15 protein-coding genes are annotated in these 16,674 nt (G+C 70.0%); 9 read left to right on the top strand and 6 right to left on the bottom strand.

Features of this window, described 5'->3' with window-relative positions:
* Both ITP53_RS44910 and ITP53_RS44915 read right to left on the bottom strand, forming a co-directional pair.
* Nucleotides 1-657 (bottom strand): NYN domain-containing protein (locus ITP53_RS44910; RefSeq protein WP_195901593.1); only part of this gene is annotated, 657 nt, incomplete at its 3' end.
* A gap of 186 nt (nt 658-843) precedes the next feature.
* Nucleotides 844-3,186: a sigma-70 family RNA polymerase sigma factor gene (locus ITP53_RS44915; protein ID WP_195901594.1), complete on the bottom strand. Its 2,343-nt coding sequence runs from the start codon at nt 3,184-3,186 to the stop codon at nt 844-846.
* A gap of 150 nt (nt 3,187-3,336) precedes the next feature.
* Here ITP53_RS44915 and pyrE point away from each other — a divergent pair, with 150 nt between their 5' ends.
* Nucleotides 3,337-3,870, top strand: coding sequence for an orotate phosphoribosyltransferase (gene pyrE / locus ITP53_RS44920; RefSeq protein ID WP_195901595.1), 534 nt, complete (start codon nt 3,337-3,339; stop codon nt 3,868-3,870).
* Between the two features lie 96 nt (nt 3,871-3,966).
* Here pyrE and ITP53_RS44925 read toward each other — a convergent pair whose 3' ends face one another.
* A complete protein-coding gene (locus tag ITP53_RS44925; RefSeq protein WP_195901596.1) occupies nt 3,967-4,377 on the bottom strand; it encodes a hypothetical protein in 411 nt (136 codons plus the stop codon).
* An 81-nt stretch (nt 4,378-4,458) separates the two neighbouring features.
* A complete protein-coding gene (locus ITP53_RS44930) occupies nt 4,459-5,172 on the bottom strand; it encodes a DedA family protein (protein ID WP_195901597.1) in 714 nt (237 codons plus the stop codon).
* A 127-nt stretch (nt 5,173-5,299) separates the two neighbouring features.
* Here ITP53_RS44930 and fbaA point away from each other — a divergent pair, with 127 nt between their 5' ends.
* The 3 genes from fbaA (at nt 5,300) to ITP53_RS44945 (ending at nt 8,221) form a co-directional block, all read left to right on the top strand.
* Nucleotides 5,300-6,325, top strand: a complete 1,026-nt coding sequence (fbaA, locus tag ITP53_RS44935; protein WP_195901598.1) for a class II fructose-bisphosphate aldolase — start codon at nt 5,300-5,302, stop codon at nt 6,323-6,325.
* Nucleotides 6,326-6,427: 102 nt separating this feature from the next.
* Nucleotides 6,428-6,838 carry a DUF3151 domain-containing protein gene (locus ITP53_RS44940; RefSeq protein WP_407941389.1) on the top strand — a complete coding sequence of 137 codons (411 nt, stop codon included), beginning with the start codon at nt 6,428-6,430 and terminating at the stop codon, nt 6,836-6,838.
* Nucleotides 6,839-6,937: 99 nt separating this feature from the next.
* Entirely contained in the window at nt 6,938-8,221 is a 1,284-nt protein-coding gene (locus ITP53_RS44945) for an adenylosuccinate synthase (RefSeq protein WP_195901600.1), read from the top strand.
* 17 nt (nt 8,222-8,238) lie between these two features.
* On the opposite strand, the gene ITP53_RS44950 is transcribed toward ITP53_RS44945, so the two are convergent.
* A complete protein-coding gene (locus ITP53_RS44950; protein ID WP_328817834.1) occupies nt 8,239-8,844 on the bottom strand; it encodes a GNAT family N-acetyltransferase in 606 nt (201 codons plus the stop codon).
* Nucleotides 8,845-9,001: 157 nt separating this feature from the next.
* On the opposite strand from ITP53_RS44950, the gene ITP53_RS44955 reads away from it, so the two are divergent.
* On the top strand, nt 9,002-9,907 hold the full coding sequence (locus ITP53_RS44955; RefSeq protein ID WP_195901601.1) for a glycerophosphodiester phosphodiesterase family protein: 906 nt from the start codon (nt 9,002-9,004) through the stop codon (nt 9,905-9,907).
* Nucleotides 9,908-9,920: 13 nt separating this feature from the next.
* Here the strand turns inward: ITP53_RS44955 and corA are convergent, their stop codons facing one another.
* On the bottom strand, nt 9,921-10,988 hold the full coding sequence (gene corA, locus ITP53_RS44960) for a magnesium/cobalt transporter CorA (protein ID WP_328817837.1): 1,068 nt from the start codon (nt 10,986-10,988) through the stop codon (nt 9,921-9,923).
* Nucleotides 10,989-11,388: 400 nt separating this feature from the next.
* On the opposite strand from corA, the gene purD reads away from it, so the two are divergent.
* The 4 genes from purD (at nt 11,389) to ITP53_RS44980 (ending at nt 16,270) form a co-directional block, all read left to right on the top strand.
* A complete protein-coding gene (gene purD / locus ITP53_RS44965; protein ID WP_195901603.1) occupies nt 11,389-12,603 on the top strand; it encodes a phosphoribosylamine--glycine ligase in 1,215 nt (404 codons plus the stop codon).
* The gene (locus tag ITP53_RS44970; protein ID WP_195901604.1) at nt 12,600-13,436 is read left to right on the top strand and encodes a phosphoribosylaminoimidazolesuccinocarboxamide synthase; all 837 of its coding nucleotides are present in this window, start codon (nt 12,600-12,602) and stop codon (nt 13,434-13,436) included. Before purD ends, ITP53_RS44970 begins: the two co-directional genes overlap by 4 nt.
* Nucleotides 13,437-13,513: 77 nt before the next feature.
* Nucleotides 13,514-14,779, top strand: a complete 1,266-nt coding sequence (murA, locus tag ITP53_RS44975; RefSeq protein ID WP_195901605.1) for a UDP-N-acetylglucosamine 1-carboxyvinyltransferase — start codon at nt 13,514-13,516, stop codon at nt 14,777-14,779.
* A gap of 201 nt (nt 14,780-14,980) precedes the next feature.
* The gene (locus tag ITP53_RS44980) at nt 14,981-16,270 is read left to right on the top strand and encodes a GTP cyclohydrolase IIa (protein WP_195901606.1); all 1,290 of its coding nucleotides are present in this window, start codon (nt 14,981-14,983) and stop codon (nt 16,268-16,270) included.
* Nucleotides 16,271-16,674: the final 404 nt, after the last annotated feature.

The raw sequence follows: 16,674 nt of genomic DNA on the forward strand, positions 1-16,674 counted from the left end.
GGCGGGCGGCAGGGACGGGGAAGGCGGCGGGTTCGAGGGCGCCGAGGGCTGGGCGGGCGGCAGCGAGTGGGCGGCGTGCCCGTTGCTGAGCGGCTGGTGGCCGTTGGACGCCTCGCCGACGCCGGTCACCAGGCTGACGTACGGCCGCAGGTGCGGGGCGCCCAGCTCGACCAGGTCGTCGCACTCCTGCCGGAGCGAACGCGAGACGGCCCAGCTACCCTCGGCCGCGACGTGGATGACGCTCACCCTGACGCCGAGGTCCTGGGCGTCGCACACGACCTGGGCCAGGTCTTCGTCCCCGCTGACGACCACCGCGTCGCAGATGGCGTTGTTGCGGGCGAGCGTCATCAGGTCCCGGTGGACCTGGGCGTCGACGCCTTCCCTGCGGCCCGGCCGGATGCGCGACAGCCGGAGTTTGAGACCCGGTATGTCGGCCAGCGCGTCGTGCTCCGGTGTACGGCGGGCTTCGACCGTCGCTTCGTACCAGTAGCACCGCAGCAGCGGCAGGCCGGTGCGTTCGCGCGACAGGTTGGTCATCAGTTGCAGCAGCCCCGGGTAGTCCCAGGAGACCGCCTCGCGATGACGCGTGCCGTGCACGGCCATCGCTCCGTCAGCCAGCAGATAGCCGGCGTCCACGAACAGCGCACAGCGATCCACTGACACCGCCCCTTTCCAGGTGGTCCGACCATGCTGGCTCTGCACCGCCAGAGACCGGACTCGGCGGCCCTTTCTCAGGGTAATGAAAGCAGGTGATCGCGCGGGGGTTAATCCCGACGATTCGACCGGGGCCTGCCGACAGGCCAGACCATACAGCCAGACCGTACCAGTTTGTCCTGTTTACGATCACGATCGCGCACGCACACTCAACGCGGCCACCCCGAACAGGACGACGTCCTTGTCCGTGGCGATCGTCAGTCCGGGATCGACCCCGAGCTCGGCACCGACCGTGTCGACGTCGGCGCCGAACGTCATCTCGGCCGCCCCGTTCGAGGAGCCGTCGAAGACGTTCGCGCGGTCGCGGTCACCGCCCGTGGAGGAGAGCGCCCCGGAGCCGAGCGAGACCTTGTCGCCCCCGAGGTCGGCGTCGCCCTCCCACGTCACCAGCTCCACCCGGGCGGGCGCCGCGGCCGGGCTCAGCCCGCCCAGCGGGATGCGCACCCGCCGGTCCGCGCCGCCGACCACGGTGGCCGTGTCGAGCACCATGGCCTGACTGTACGGCTGAGAAGGATCGGTCACGATCAGCACCAGGCTCCACCCGGCATGACGCGAGACCCCCTCGGCCAGCGGCGCGTCGGCGGCCCACCACGTGCCGTTCCTGCGCGCGCCGGCCACGAGTCCGCTGACGTCGGCGTACGCCTGGTAGGCGGGCCCCAGGGGCAGCTCGTGGGCGGTCACGTGGGTCGGGCGCACCGTCACGTACCTGCGTCGGCCCGGCGGCCTGAGCTTGATCGGCCCGGCCCGCTCGGCGCTCGCCGACCAGTAGAGGCCGGCCCACACGACCCGGCCGCCCTTCGGCAGCGACAGCTCGGCGGCGCTGGAGGCGTCGGTGCCCGGCGCGTCGTCCCCGTCGAGGGCGATCATCGGCCAGAGGTCGTTGTCGCGCCGGTCGCCCTGGCGCGTACGGGCCTGCGCGCAACCCGCCAGCTCCTCCGGGCAGGTCAGCAGGCCGTTGCCGATGGCCCGGACGGTCACCTTCCCCTCGGTGGCGAACCTGGCCGGCGCCCCCGTCACGCGTACGCCCTCCTCGGCCCGCGCCTTGACCCGCAGCGGGCCTGCATCGATCCGCACGGTCGGGGCCGCGCCCTCGCGCGCCGCCGCGGACACCAGCACCCGCAGGAACACCGCCGTGTTCCGCCCCGCGTCCAGCGGCTTCCTGACGCAGGCGGCGCCGCCGTGAGCCGGGCGACACGCCCAGCCGTCCAGGCTGCCCACGGGACCGGCCCCGAGATCGGGCCCGAGATCGGGCACAGCGAAACCGGGACCGCGATGGCCGGGCGGGATGAGGGTCACCCCGGGCGGCAGGTCCACGGTGGCCGCCAGGGCCTCGCTCGGCCCATCGCCGTAGTTGCGCAGCCGCAGGCCGACGATGCCGGGCCGGGCACGTACGAGGGCGCCGAGCGGGTGGATCGAGGCGCGCAGGCGGGCTCTGGCCGGTCGCTCGGTCCTGATCGGCGGCGGCACCCGCGCGGGCTCCTCGGCCGGCTCAGGCCGCGGCCGGACCGCCACGGGAGGCTCGGCGACCGGCGCGGGGGCCGGCCTCTCGACCGGCGCCTCGTCCGCGACCAGCAGGAACGTGGCGGCCACGACGACCGCCACGGCCAGGCCGCCGGCGATCGCGACCTGCCGCACCCTGGACGCCCGCAGCCGGGCCAGCACGCCCAGTGGTCCCGTGCCTCCCGGGCCCGCCGACCTGGCCAGCGCGGTGGCGTACCCGCCGAAGAGCGGTCCCGCGATCAGCGGGCCGACCATGACGCGCAGCCCGCGGTTGACGTCGGTCAGCTCCAGCAGGACCCCGTGGCACTCCTCGCAATCCTCCACGTGCGCGTCGATCGCCCTGGAGTCGCGCCTGGCCAGCCCGCCCCTGACGTACGCGCCCAGCCTGCCGAGCACGGGACGGCAGTCCTGCTCCGGCGGCCCGCTCAGATACAGCTGCAGGTACGCCTGCCGCAACCCCTCCCTGGCCCGGTACGCCAGCGCGGCCACGCCGTTGGCCGAGAGGCCCAGCAGCGGCGCCACCTCGGCGGGCGGGCACTTCTCCACCTCGGTGTGCCAGAGCACCGCCCGCCAGCGCTCGGGCAGCGCCAGGAAGGCCCGCGCGATCAGCGACTGCTCCAGCCCGGCGAGCGTGGGATCGACGAACGGCGTCCCGGGGTCGTACAGCTCGATCTCGCCCGTCGAGACCTGGTGGCGCTCGACGCGCGAGCGGTCGTAGACCGTGCGCCGCACCACGGTCAGCAGGTAGGTGCGGAAGCCGGCCTCGGGCCCGCCACCCCGGCCGACCAGGTCGAGGATCTTCGTGAACGCCTCGGCGACCACGTCCTCGACCTCGGTGCCCCTGGCGAGCTGCCGGGCCAGCGCGCGGGCCGCGGCCACGTGGCGCTCATAGAGCTGCCCGTACGCGGCGGCGTTGCCCGTTCTGACAGCACTAAGTAGATCTGCGTCGCTCTGCGGCACTTCGACACCCATGATGGCCTCACGATTACGGAGGGTTGCCTCGCGCATTCATTCCGCAGTCGCCGTCATGACTAAACCGGAGTGACGTCTTTACCTCTGGAGCGGGCCGATGGAGGGAGCGGGGCGGGCTCTCGCCCTGATCAGGACCATAAGCTTGGACGCATGACAGATCGCGACAACCTGCTGGCCGAGATCAAGCGCAAGGCCCTCGTCTTCGGCAAGGTCACGCTCTCCTCGGGCATCGAGGCCGACTACTACCTCGACCTGCGCAGGATCACGCTCGACGGCGTGGCCGCGCCCCTCGTCGGCAGGGTGATGCTCGACCTGACCGACGACCTGGAGTTCGACGCGGTGGGCGGACTGACGCTGGGGGCCGACCCGGTGGCCGCCGCGATGCTGCACGCGGCGGCGGCGCGGGAGCGCGCGCTGGACGCGTTCGTGGTGCGCAAGGAGCAGAAGCGGCACGGCATGCAGCGCAGGATCGAGGGGCCCGACGTGAGGGGGCGGCGGGTGCTCGCCGTCGAGGACACCTCCACGACCGGCGCCTCCCCGCTGACCGCCGTGACTGCGCTGCGGGAGGCGGGGGCCGAGGTGGTGGCCGTGGCCACGATCGTGGACCGGGGGGCCCGGGAGCGGATCACCGGCGAGGGGCTCGACTACCGCACCGCGTTCACACTGGATGACCTCGGCCTGTGACCCGCGCGTGAGGTCTCAGGCCAGGGGCCCAGACGCGAGGTCTCAGGCCAGGGGCCCGCGCGGGAGGTCTCAGGTCAGGAGCCCAGGCAGGAGGTCTCAGTCGGGGGCCCGGACGGTGAAGGCCTCTCGTTCGCCCTGATCGCCCTGCTCGCGCGGCTCGCCGTTCTCGGTGACGCGGACCGTGCCCGCGTCGCTGAGCACGACGTCCAGCTCGGGCTCGAAGTAACTGACGTCCTCGCCCCTGCTCATCTCGCGGTACTGCAGCACGTCGCCGCCCGGCACCCGCACGGTGACGATGGGGCAGGTCTCGGCCACGCATTCGACGCGCACGGTCGGCACCCGCTCTGTGACGTCCGCGGCCGGAGTGGTCGCGGCGGCGGAGGCGCGTTCGCGCTCCGGCTGGGCCGGAGTGTCCGGCGAGCCGAGCAACGCGCGCCCGCCGATGACCAGGAGTGTCACCACGGCGCCGGCCGCCAGGACGGCGAGCGCCACGCGGGCAAGGCCCATCCGATCTGACCTGTGGCGTCCCACAGCAGGCAGCGTACCGCTTGGAAATCAGGCTTTCCTGTCAGTGCCGGCCGTCGGTGTTCAGTGCTGGCTGTCGGTGCCCGACCGCACGCGGTGGTGCTTTCCGTTGGGCGAGGGGGGTTTCTTGCCCGCCCGGCGATTCTTGACGACCTCGACGAAGATCGGGATCAGCGAGATGAGCACGATGAGGAAGACGCCGGGCAGGATGTACTTGTCGATCTGCTTGGGATCGACCTGGCCGCCGAGGAAGTGACCGACCAGGAGCAGGCCCTCGGTCCAGACGACGCCGCCGATGCAGTTCCATACGAAGAATCGTTTGGCCGGCATCTCCAGCACGCCGGCGACGGGATTCATGAACGTACGGACAATCGGTACGAATCTGGCCAGAACCACCGCCTTGGCCGGGCCGAACTTCTCGAAGAACTCCTCCGCCCTGATCACGTGTTCCTTCTTGAACAACCGCGAATCAGGTTTGTCGAAAAGTCTCCGGCCGAATCTCGCGCCCAGCAAATGCCCGAGCTGGGCGCCCGCGATCGCGCACAGCGGCGTGCCGATCAACAGCACGGGAAGGGAGAGCGGCGTGATCTCCATTCCCGCGGCCACCGACGCCGAGCTGAAAATCCCCGCGGCCACCAGCAACGAGTCGCCGGGCAGGAAGAACCCGAGGAGCAGACCCGTTTCCGCGAAGATGATGGCGAGAACGCCCACGGTGGCGAAGGCACCGAGAATCGTGAGCCACCACGTCGGGTCGAGGAGATTCCAAAGCCAGTCCACGCGGAGAGCCTACCCGTAGCGGGGATGCGCCACATGACCATCAAGCGCGCGTTGTCTCTACCACGCGGGGTAGTGACCCTGGATACTGGGCCAGGCGCGAAGCCGTAACTTCTCAGGGAGATGAATCATGCCTATTGCGACTCCAGAGGTCTATGCTGAGATGCTCGACCGGGCGAAGGCCGGTGGATTCGCCTACCCGGCGATCAACGTGACGTCATCGCAGACGCTGAACGCCGCCCTGCGCGGCTTCGCCGAGGCGGAAAGCGACGGCATCGTCCAGGTCTCCACGGGTGGCGCGGAGTTCCTTTCCGGCGCCACGGTGAAGAACATGGTCACGGGCGCGACGGCGCTGGCGGAGTACGCGCGGGTGGTCGCCGCCGACTACCCCGTCACGGTGGCACTGCACACCGACCACTGCCCCAAGGACAAGCTCGACGGCTACATGCGGCCGCTGATCGACATCTCCCTGGAGCGGGTCTCCAAGGGCCTCGACCCGCTCTTCCAGTCGCACATGTGGGACGGCTCGGCCGTGCTGCTCGACGAGAACCTGGAGATCGCCAAGGAACTCCTCGACAAGTGCGCGAGGGCCAGGATCATCATGGAGATGGAGATCGGCGTCGTCGGCGGCGAGGAGGACGGCGTCGTCGGCGAGATCAACGAGAAGCTCTACACGACGGCCGAGGACGCGCTGGCCACCGCCGAGGCCGTGGGCATCGGCGACCGGGGCCGCTACATGCTGGCGGCCACGTTCGGCAACGTGCACGGTGTCTACAAGCCAGGTCACGTCAAGCTGCGGCCGAGCGTGCTGAAGGAGATTCAGGACGCGGTCGGAGCCAAGTACGGCCGGGAGAAGCCGTTCGACCTGGTCTTCCACGGCGGCTCCGGCTCCCTGCTCACGGAGATCCACGAGGCCATCTCGTACGGCGTCGTCAAGATGAACGTCGACACCGACACCCAGTACGCCTTCACCAGGCCGATCGCGGACCACATGTTCCGCAACTACGACGGCGTGCTCAAGGTGGACGGCGACGTCGGCAACAAGAAGATCTACGACCCGCGTGCGTACGGCAAGGCCGCGGAGGCCGGGATGGCCGCGCGCGTGGTGGAGGCGTGCGAGAACCTCAAGAGCGCTGGGACGAAGATCACAGCCTGATGAGAAACCCGCCGCTCCGGCGCCATGGCCCGCCGGATCGCAGCGGCAGTCAGGTTTCTCCTCGGTAGCCACTTCGGCGGCCCGGCGGGTATGACTTGTCATATGGATAACCTTCTCGCCGGGCCGCCCCCGACTCACCTGCCGGACCTGCCCGAGGCCAGGGAGGCGCTGGAATCCGGTGCCAAGGCCGCCGACGTGGCCGCCAGGTTCCCCGCTCACCCGGCGGCCTGGGCCGCGCTGGCGGAGGAGTACTTCGCCCAGGGTCACGCCGTCACCTCCTACGCCTTCGCCCGTACCGGCTACCACCGCGGGCTCGACCAGTTGCGCCGTAACGGATGGAAGGGCCACGGGCCCGTCCCGTGGGAGCACGAGCCCAACCGCGGCTTCCTGCGCTGCCTGTACGCGCTGGCGCGGGCCGCTCAGGCGATCGGCGAGAAGGACGAGGCCGAGCGGTGCCTCCAGTTCCTCAGGGACAGCACGGAAACCGGGTATGACGCGCTGACCAAGGGTTAGCTCTTGGGACGAATGGACATACTCGGGTAGTCTCTGTACGCAAGAGCCCCTGTCGCACTTGCGTCAGGGGTTTTCGTTTTGTGCTCGGGAGACTGAACCATGCCGGCTGCCGTTCTCGTTGGCGCCCAGTGGGGCGATGAGGGCAAGGGCAAGGCCACCGACCTGCTCGGTGGCGACGTCGACTACGTCGTCCGCTATCAGGGTGGCAACAACGCGGGACACACCGTGGTCATCGGTGACCAGAAATACGCCCTCCACCTGCTACCCACAGGGATCCTGTCGCCGGAGGTGGTGCCGGTGATCGGCAACGGCGTGGTGATCGATCCGGGGGTGCTGCTGAGCGAGATCGACGGCCTGGCCGCGCGGGGCATCTCCGCCGAGCGCCTGCTGATCTCCTCCAACGCGCACCTGATCATGCCCCACCACAAGGCGCTGGACAAGGTCACCGAGCGCTACCTCGGCAAGGCCAGGATCGGCACCACGGGCCGCGGGATCGGGCCGGCGTACGGCGACAAGATCGCCCGGATGGGCGTGCGCGTGCAGGACCTGCTCGACCCGGGCATCCTCGCCAAGAAGATCGAGGTCGCCCTGACCGAGAAGAACCAGGTGCTGACCAAGGTCTACAACCGGCGCGGCATCGAGCCCGAGCGCGTACTGGAGGAATACCTCGGATACGCCGAACGGCTCAAGCCGCACATCGCCGACACCTCCCTCGTGCTGGCGAAGGCGCTGGACGAGGACAAGTTCGTGCTGCTGGAGGGCGGGCAGGGGACGCTGCTCGACATCGACCACGGCACCTACCCGTTCGTCACGTCGTCCTCTCCGACGTCGGGCGGCGCGTGCGCAGGGGCCGGCATCCCGCCCAACCGCCTCACGAAGATCATCGGCATCCTCAAGGCGTACACCACCCGCGTCGGCTCCGGCCCCTTCCCGACCGAGCTCACGGATGACATGGGCGAGTGGCTGCGGCAGACCGGCGGCGAGTACGGCGTCACGACGGGCCGCAACCGGCGGTGCGGCTGGTTCGACGCGGTGATCTCCAGGTACGCCACCAGGATCAACGGGATCACCGACTACTTCCTCACCAAGCTGGACGTGCTGTCGGGGCTGGAGCGGATCCCGGTGTGCGTGGCCTACGAGGTCGACGGCGTACGCCATGACGAGATCCCGATGACGCAGACCGACTTCCACCACGCCAAGCCGATCTACGAAGAGCTGCCGGGATGGCGTGAGGACATCACGGGCGCCAAGGACTTCGAGGACCTGCCGCCCAACGCGCAGGCGTACGTGCGGGCGCTGGAGGAGATGAGCGGCGCCCCGATCTCCGCCATCGGCGTAGGCCCCGGCCGCGACCAGACCGTGGTCGTCCGCCCGCTGGTCTGACCCCGTCCTCAGGGTCTTCAGGGGGTGGTCAGGACTGTGGCGGTCATGGGCGTGTAGAGGGTCCAGCCGAGGGTTTCGTACAGGGCCTGGCCCTGGGGGGTGGCCAGGAGGACGCCCTGGTGGGCGCCCGCCGAGGCGGCCGTCGCGCCGAGGGTGCGCATGATGACGGTGCCGAGCCCGCGTCGGCGGTGGTTGGCGGCCGTTTCGACCTGGTCGACCACCGCCGTGTGCCCCGCCAGTGCGAACTGGCCCCTGGCGGCCACCTCACCCGCCTCCGTCAGCAGCCGGGCCACCGTGACGTCGGCCCTGGTGGTGACGGCCAGGGTGTAGCCGTTCGGCGCGCGCGGCGGCGTACGGTCCAGCGAGGTGGTCGTCATCATGAACTCCGGCTCCTGGATGGACCAGGCGGCGGGGAGCGAGGGCGCGACGGCCTCCGGGGGCGCGCAGAGCTTGAGCCAGGTGCCCGGCGTGGTCAGGATCGTCGTCAGGTGGCGGAGGATCTCGGGGGTGGGCGTGGCCACGATGTGCCGGGCCACGTGTCCTGGCAGGCCGACGTCCACGCGCAGGCCCCACGGTTCGCGTACGGGCCTCGGGGCCTTGCGGGAGATCACCCAGCCGTTCACCCATGCCTGAATTGTTGCGGGATGGGCTTTATTGAGAACCTCCGTCATAAATGACAGCCTATTGTCTGCCCGTGATCGCACGACCGGGCGTAGCAGGATAAAAAGGACACGGCGTGGCACTGCCTAGACACGGCTCGCGGCAGGTAGGGTCCCGGTTGTGCGCGTAGAGATACATGGCCACCGGGGGGCTCGTGGCCTCTGGCCGGAGAACACCCTGCCGGGGATGAGCCGCACGATGGAGCTGGGCGTGCATGCGCTCGAGTTCGACGTCGCGCTCACCGCCGACCGCCGCCTCGTGCTCACGCACGATCTCAAGGTCTCCGCCGTGACGAGCGCCGACCGCCGGCCGCTCCGCGCCGACGACCCGCTCTTCCCCTATGTCGGCAAGCCGATCAACACGCTCACCCTGGCGCAGTTGCGCACGCTCGACGTGGGCGTACGGCTGCCGCGCCACCCCGACGACCCGTTCGCGCTGACGCAGGTCGCCATGCCCGAGACCAGGATGCCGACGCTCGGCGCGACGCTCGGGCTGGTCAACGCCTACGACGCGGAGGACGTGCGGCTGCACGTCGAGCTCAAGTCCGACCCGACCAGACCCGAGCTGACGCCCGATCCCGAGTTCTTCACCGAACTGGTCGTCGAGGAGCTCGACCGGCACGGACGGCTCGACAACGTGGCCATCCTCAGCTTCGACTGGCGGATCATCGCGCACGCCGCCAGGCTCGCGCCGCGGACCCGCCGGTTCGCGCTGATCGAGCGCGCCACCCTGCACTGGAACAGCGGCGTGGGCGACGACGTGCCCGCCGCCGCCCATGACGCCGGCGCGACCACGCTCTCGCCCGAGCACGTCATGGTCAACGAGGCCCTGATGGCGCAGGCCGCGGCCGTCGGGCTCGACGTGGCCGTGTGGACGGTCAACGAGAGCGGGCTGGCGGGCCGGATGCTGGACCTCGGGGTGGCCGGGATCGTCACCGACTACCCCGATCGGATGCGGGAGCTGTGGCGGGACCGGGGGCTCGACCTGCCCGAGCCCGTCGCGCCGCTCAGGCCCGTGGGCGTCTGAGACGCCCGGCGGTTCAGAGCCAGCCGTTGCGGCGGAAGCCGCGGTGCAGCAGCACGCAGGTCGTGACCATGATGGCCAGCACCGCCGGATATCCCCAGACCTGCTTGGTCTCGGGCATGAAGTCGAAGTTCATCCCGTAGATGCCGGCGATCATCGTGGGCACCGCGAGGATGGCCACCCACGAGGAGATCTTGCGCATGTCCTCGTTGGCGAGGGCGTTCGAGCGGGCCAGCGCGGCCTGCAGGATCGAGCTGCACAGCTCGTTGGAGGACTCCACCTGCTCGCACACGCGGGACAGGTGGTCGCCGACGTCGCGGAAGTACTCGCGCATCTCCGACGGGACGACGCGGCGCTGCGGCAACGCGGACAGCGGCGCGAGGAGCGGTGTGATGGCCCGCTTCATCTCCAGCATCTCGCGCTTGAGCTGGTAGATCCGGTTGATGTCGCGGGAGCTGACGTCGGCGAACACCGTCGCCTCGACCTCTTCGAGCTCCATCTGCATGAGGTCGGCCACCTGGAGGTACTGGTCGACCACGTGGTCGGCGATCGCGTGCAGCACGCCCGCCGGGCCGCGGTTCATCAGCTTGGGCTTGTCCTCGAGCCGGTCGCGGACCAGGGTGAGCGGGCAGTGCCGGCCGTGCCTGACCGTCACGACGAAGTCCGCGCCCAGGAACACCATGATCTCGCCGGCCGCGATGATCTCGCTGGTGGCGGTCAGCTCGTCGTGGTCGAGGTAGGCGATGGTCTTGAGCACCATGAACAGCGACTCGCCGTACCGCTCGACCTTGGGGCGCTGGTGCGCCTTGACGGCGTCCTCGACGGCCAGCGGGTGCAGCCCGAACACCTCGGCGAGCCACTCCACCTCGGGAGCCTCGGGCTCGTGCAGGCCCACCCAGACGAACGCGTTGACGCCGTCGGTGGTCGTGTTGTGCTCGCGTACGAGGCCGAGGGCCTCGACGATGCCCGCGGCGCCGACCTTCTCGCCTTCGACGTAGGCGCCGAACTCGACGATCGAGTCAACCGGAGGCACGCGAACCTCGTGCACCGGCTTGGGAAGCTGGCGGGCGGTGCGCCGCTGCACAGGGTGACGGTTGATGCGACGGAAAAGCGTGGACGAGCGCATGGCAGTCCCTTTCCGCCCGACCTGGCACGGTCCACGCGCGATGAAAAGTCACCTCAATCGACACATATGCGTGGAGGCACGATCAGGCTGCCGGATTGGAGTGGTCGGGGGTACGGAGGTTGTACGTGTCGAGGCACGTACTGCTGGGATCACCAGGTTTCATCCCGGACCACCTCCAATCACACGAGACGCCGCAAAGCCGCCCTAACTTACCACAGGCGGGTGAACTTACTCGACGATACTCGTCAAGCGGCTCCCGGCTCAGGTAGAACTCGACAAAGTTCGCGCGCTGTTCCGGCATCTCATGCACCGGCGACCTGAGCGCGCTCGTGGTGGCGCGCCTGCGACAATGGACCGCGTGCGCGTTCTAGTCATTGGTTCCGGAGGGCGTGAGCACGCCCTGTGCCGTTCACTCAAGCTCGATCCCCAGGTCAGCGAGCTCCATTGCGCCCCGGGCAACCCGGGCATCGAAGAGGTCGCCACCGTGCATCCGGTCGATCCCATGGATCCCGTGCAGGTGGCCGCGCTGGCCACGCGGCTGCGCGCCGACCTCGTGGTGGTGGGGCCTGAGGCGCCGCTCGTGGCCGGCGTGGCCGACGCCGTGCGCGAGGCGGGCGTCGCCTGCTTCGGGCCGTCCGGCGCGGCGGCCAGGATCGAGGGGTCCAAGACGTTCGCCAAGGAGGTCATGAGGGCGGCCGACGTGCCGACCGCGCGGGCCAGGACGTGCGTCACCGAGGCCGAGGCGGCCGCCGCGCTCGACGAGTTCGGGGCGCCCTACGTGGTCAAGGACGACGGCCTGGCGGCCGGCAAGGGCGTCGTGGTCACCGAGGACCGGGAGCAGGCGCTGGCGCACGCGCGGGCGTGCGAGCGGGTCGTCATCGAGGAGTTCCTGGACGGGCCCGAGGTGTCGCTGTTCGCGTTGTGCGACGGGAGCACGGCGGTGCCGCTGCCGCCGGCGCAGGACTTCAAGCGGGCCGGCGACGGCGACGAGGGGCCCAACACCGGCGGCATGGGGGCCTACACGCCGCTCCCCTGGGCGCCCGACGGGCTCACCGAGCAGGTCATGCGGGAGATCGTGCACCCGACGATCGGCGAGCTGTCCCGGCGCGGGCTGCCGTACCAAGGGGTGCTCTACGTGGGGCTGGCGCTGACGGCGAAGGGGCCGAAGGTGGTCGAGTTCAACGCGCGCTTCGGCGATCCGGAGACGCAGGTGCTGCTCGACCGGCTGGAGACGCCGCTGGGCGGGCTGCTGATGGCGTGCGCGACGGGCGAGCTGGGGCCCGATCCCGTGTTCAGGCCGGGCTCCTCGGTGTGCGTGGTGATCGCGGCCGAGAACTATCCCGGTCCGCCGGTCAAGGGCGACGTGATCACGGGGCTCGAGCCGGCCGAGCACGCGTACGTGCTGCACGCCGGGACCAGGCGGGTGGACGGCCGGGTCGTCACCGACGGGGGCCGGGTGCTGAGCGTGGTAGGCAGCGGGCCCGACCAGGAGAGCGCGCGCGAGCACGCCTACGAGCTGGTCCGCAGGATCGAGCTGCGCGGCTCCCACTACAGGACGGACATCGCCCGATGAAGCACGTGCACTCCGGAAAAGTACGCGATCTCTACCAGACGGATGACGGGCTGCTGCTGATGGTGGCGTCCGACCGGTTGTCGGCCTTCGACTACGTGCTCAAGCCCGACATCCCCGACAAGGGGGCCGTGCTCACGCAGATGTCGTTGTGGTGGTTCGAGCAGCTCAAGGACGTCGTGCCCAACCACATCGTGGCGCCTGGCCGGGATGCGCGCAGCGTGCTGTGCAGGCCGCTGCGCATGGTGCAGGTCGAGTGCGTGGCCAGGGGCCATCTGGCGGGCGGCGGGCTGAACGAGTACCGCGCGGACGGCACGGTCTCCGGGGTGCGCCTGCCCGAAGGGCTGGAGGACGGGTCGCGGCTGCCCGAGCCGATCTTCACGCCGTCCACCAAGGCGCCCATGGGCCAGCACGACGAGCCGATCTCGTACGAGCAGGTGGTGGCGGAGGTCGGCGCGGAGACGGCGGCGGAGTTGCGGCGGATCACGCTGGCCGTCTACACGCGCGGCGCGGAGATCGCCCGCGAGCGGGGCATCATCCTGGCGGACACCAAGATCGAGCTCGGCTGGGACGCCGACGGGGTGCTGACACTGGGCGACGAGGTGCTCACGCCCGACTCGTCGCGTTTCTGGCCGGCCGACCAATGGCAGCCCGGTCATACGCAACCTTCTTTTGACAAGCAATTTGTACGCGATTGGCTACTTTCGCCCGAATCTGGATGGGACAAATCCTCAGGAAACCCCCCACCTCGCCTTCCTGATCACGTGGTCGAGCGCACCAGGCAGCGATACCTAGAAGCGTATGAGCGCGTCACGGGGGTTCCCTTTAGCGGATGATTCGGCAGGGTCATGTGGTGTTACCGGCTACTGTTGGCCCGATCGAGCCTCACCGTTGATTCCAAGGAGCCGCACGAATGGTCCGTTACCGCGTGCGCGGTGGCAACGCACTGCGTGGAACCGCGTTCATCCAGGGCGCGAAGAACGCCGTGCTGCCCATGATCGGTGCGGCTCTGCTCGCTGCGAAGGGCCGCACAGTCCTGCGCAACGTGCCGATCATCGAAGACGTCCGCCGCGCGGTCGAGCTGGCCGAGGCCGTCGGCGCCTACGTCGAGCTGCACGAGTCCGAGCGCACGCTGGTCATCGACGCCTCCAGGCTGACCAGCGCGGTGCTGCCCGCCGAGATCGCCAGGCGCTTCCGCGGCTCGGTCCTGTTCACCCCGGCGCTGCTGCACCGGCTGGGCGAGGCGATCGTGGAAGGGGTCGGGGGCTGCAATCTCGGCAGTCGCAACCTCGACTTCCACTACCTCGGCTACAAGCGGCTGGGCGCGATCGTGGACGAGGGCGAGACCGTCATCCACGTCAAGGCGTCCGGGCTGACCGGCGCCACCCTCTACCTCGACACCCCGTCCCACACCGGCACAGAAAACCTCATCATGGCCGCCGCTCTGGCCCGCGGCACGACCGTGATCGAGAACGCGGCGCTCGAGCCTGAGGTGCTCGACGTCATCGACATGCTCACCAAGATGGGCGCGCGCATCAGCGGCGGCGGCACGGGGTTCATCACCGTGGAGGGCGTTGAGGAGTTGCACGCGGTCGAGCACACGGTCATGCCGGACCGGCTGGACGCGGGCGTGTTCGCGATGGGCGCGGCGATCACCGGCGGCGAGCTGAGCCTCGTGGGGACCGGCCTCGACCTCGGCGTCGTCCGCTACAAGCTGGAGCAGATGGGCGTCGAGTTCGCCAGGCAGGGCGCGGTGCTGCACGTGCGCTGTGAGGGCACGCTGCGGCCGATCAACATCATCACCGACACCTATCCGGGCTTCGCGACCGACCTGCAGTCTCCGATGATGACCGTGGCGGCGCTGGCCGACGGCACCAGCTACATCCACGAGCGCATCTTCGACGGCCGGTTCGCGCTGGCCGGCGAGCTCAACAAGATGGGCGCCAACGTCGAGGTGGACGGCAGCCGGGCCGTCGTACGCGGCCGCACGCCGCTGACCGGGACCCAGGTGACGGCGCACGATCTGCGTTCTGGCATAGCTCTCGTGCTCGCGGGTCTGGCAGCCGAGGGAGAGACGGTCATCGAGTCGGGATACCTGATCGATCGCGGCCACGCGCATCTCGCGGCGCGAATGCGGGCGCTCGGCGCGGACATTACACGAGAGATTTCCGAGCACTAAAAAACGCCTGAAAAACCTCGTTGAGCTGCTAAGACATCTTGTCGAGGGGTCAAGCTGAAGGACTTTCCGGAAAAGTCGGGCGTGACATTACGGCCCCCGCGAGCGATCGTTCCAAAAGAGAGCACTGCAACGGACGGCAGGATGGGACGAACATTGGTCGAGAGGGCCGAAGAAACTCCCCGAGTGTCACGCCCGGGCGCCATGACACCGGACCTCACCATCGGCGTGGTCGGACCCCACGACCTTGTCGAGCGGGTGATGCTGATGGGTCACGCCGCGGCACCGCTGCCGTGTCGCCTGGTCGCCGCCGCCTACCGCGACGAGCAGGAGGCGCCGGACAAGGTGACACGGCTCGGTCCCGGTGTCGACGCGTGCCTGTTCGCCAGCCCGGTCCCCTATGACCTGGCCAGGCGTTCCGGCGTGCTGACGATGCCCGCGACGTACGTTCAACTCGGCGGAGCAGCACTGGTGGCGGCGCTGGCGAAGGCCGCGCTCGACACCCGGATGGACCCGCAACGGGTCAGCATCGACGTGGTCAGCCGGGCCGATGTCGAGGAGGCGTACACCGACCTCGGCATCCCGGCGACGGACGTGCACAGCCGCGACGAGCCGGGCGCCACCGGCACGATCGCGGCCTACCACGAACGGCTGGCCAGGCAAGGGGCGACCACGGGCGCGCTGACGTGCCTGCCCGCGGTGGCCGAACGCCTGCAGGCGGCCGGCGTGTCGGCCATCAGGATCAGGCCGACCTCGGCGGCGGTCCGCACGGCGCTGCACACGGCGGCGCTGCTGGGGGCGCATCACCGGCTGGAGGAGTCGCAGCTGACCGTGGTGCTGGTGGAGGTGCCGACGCTGCGCGAGCCGGTACGCCGCGCCGCGCCCCGCTACTGGCGCGACGAGTTGCGGCTGTCGCTGCACCGGCTCCTGGTCCAGGAGGCGAACCGGATGAACGCCACCGTCTGGCCCATCGACGATCACAGCTACCTGGTCACGGCGACCAGGGGGTCGATCGCGGCGGCGACGGACGGGTTCAGGGTGTTGCCGTTCGCGGCCAGGATCAGGGACGAGCTGGGGCTGGCGGTCGAGGTCGGAGTGGGGATGGGCCGCACCACGCACGACGCGGAGTCGCACGCGAGGGCCGCGCTGGCGCGGACGCAGGCGGGCAAGCAGGCACAGGGGTTCGCGGTGGACCGGGAGGGGCGGGCGCTCATCCCCGCCCCGCGGATGCCGCCCACTGGGGCCACGGCCCTCAAACCGAAGGGGGTGGAGGTGCTGGCCCGGCTGGCGGCCAAGCTGGAAGGCGGAGACACGGTGGTGGACGCGGAGGGTGCGGGCAAGATGCTCGGCGTCACACCGCGTACGGCTCGGCGGTTGCTGCGCACGCTGGTTGACGAGGGACTCGCGTGGCCGCTCCCGCCCAACCGCACCCCGCAACCGGGCCGACCGCGCCAGCTCTACCGCCTCATCGTGGAGAAACTCGGCCCCCGCTGAACCCCATGTACGGGTCCGCCGTCTCCTTCCCCCTCTGACGGCGGGCCTCCCAATCCGTCAAGTGCCCGCTCCTAGCGGGTACACACCAAGGTCAAGAGCCCGTCCATCTTGTACGGCGGAGCCAACGGCACCCCACCCCCCGCACATGGCACCGGGCCTCCAGGGAGACGCCCTCTGACCCGCACATGGCCGGGCACCGCAACGGCGCAACCTGGACCGACTGGGTGGTTGCCCGCTTGCGCCCAAGGTTTCAGCCGTCGGCCGGTTGGGTGGGTTGCCCGCTGGCGCCCAAGCCTTTGGCCGTCGGCCCGGGTGGGCTTCCGCCCGCGTTCGTGGGCCGGTTGGGTGGGTCTTCGCTTGCGTCCCCTGGTTCGAGTCATTTGCCGACTGGCCGGGTTACTACG

It is taken from the genome of Nonomuraea cypriaca (assembly GCF_015645445.1).
Taxonomy (GTDB): Bacteria; Actinomycetota; Actinomycetes; order Streptosporangiales; family Streptosporangiaceae; genus Nonomuraea; species Nonomuraea cypriaca.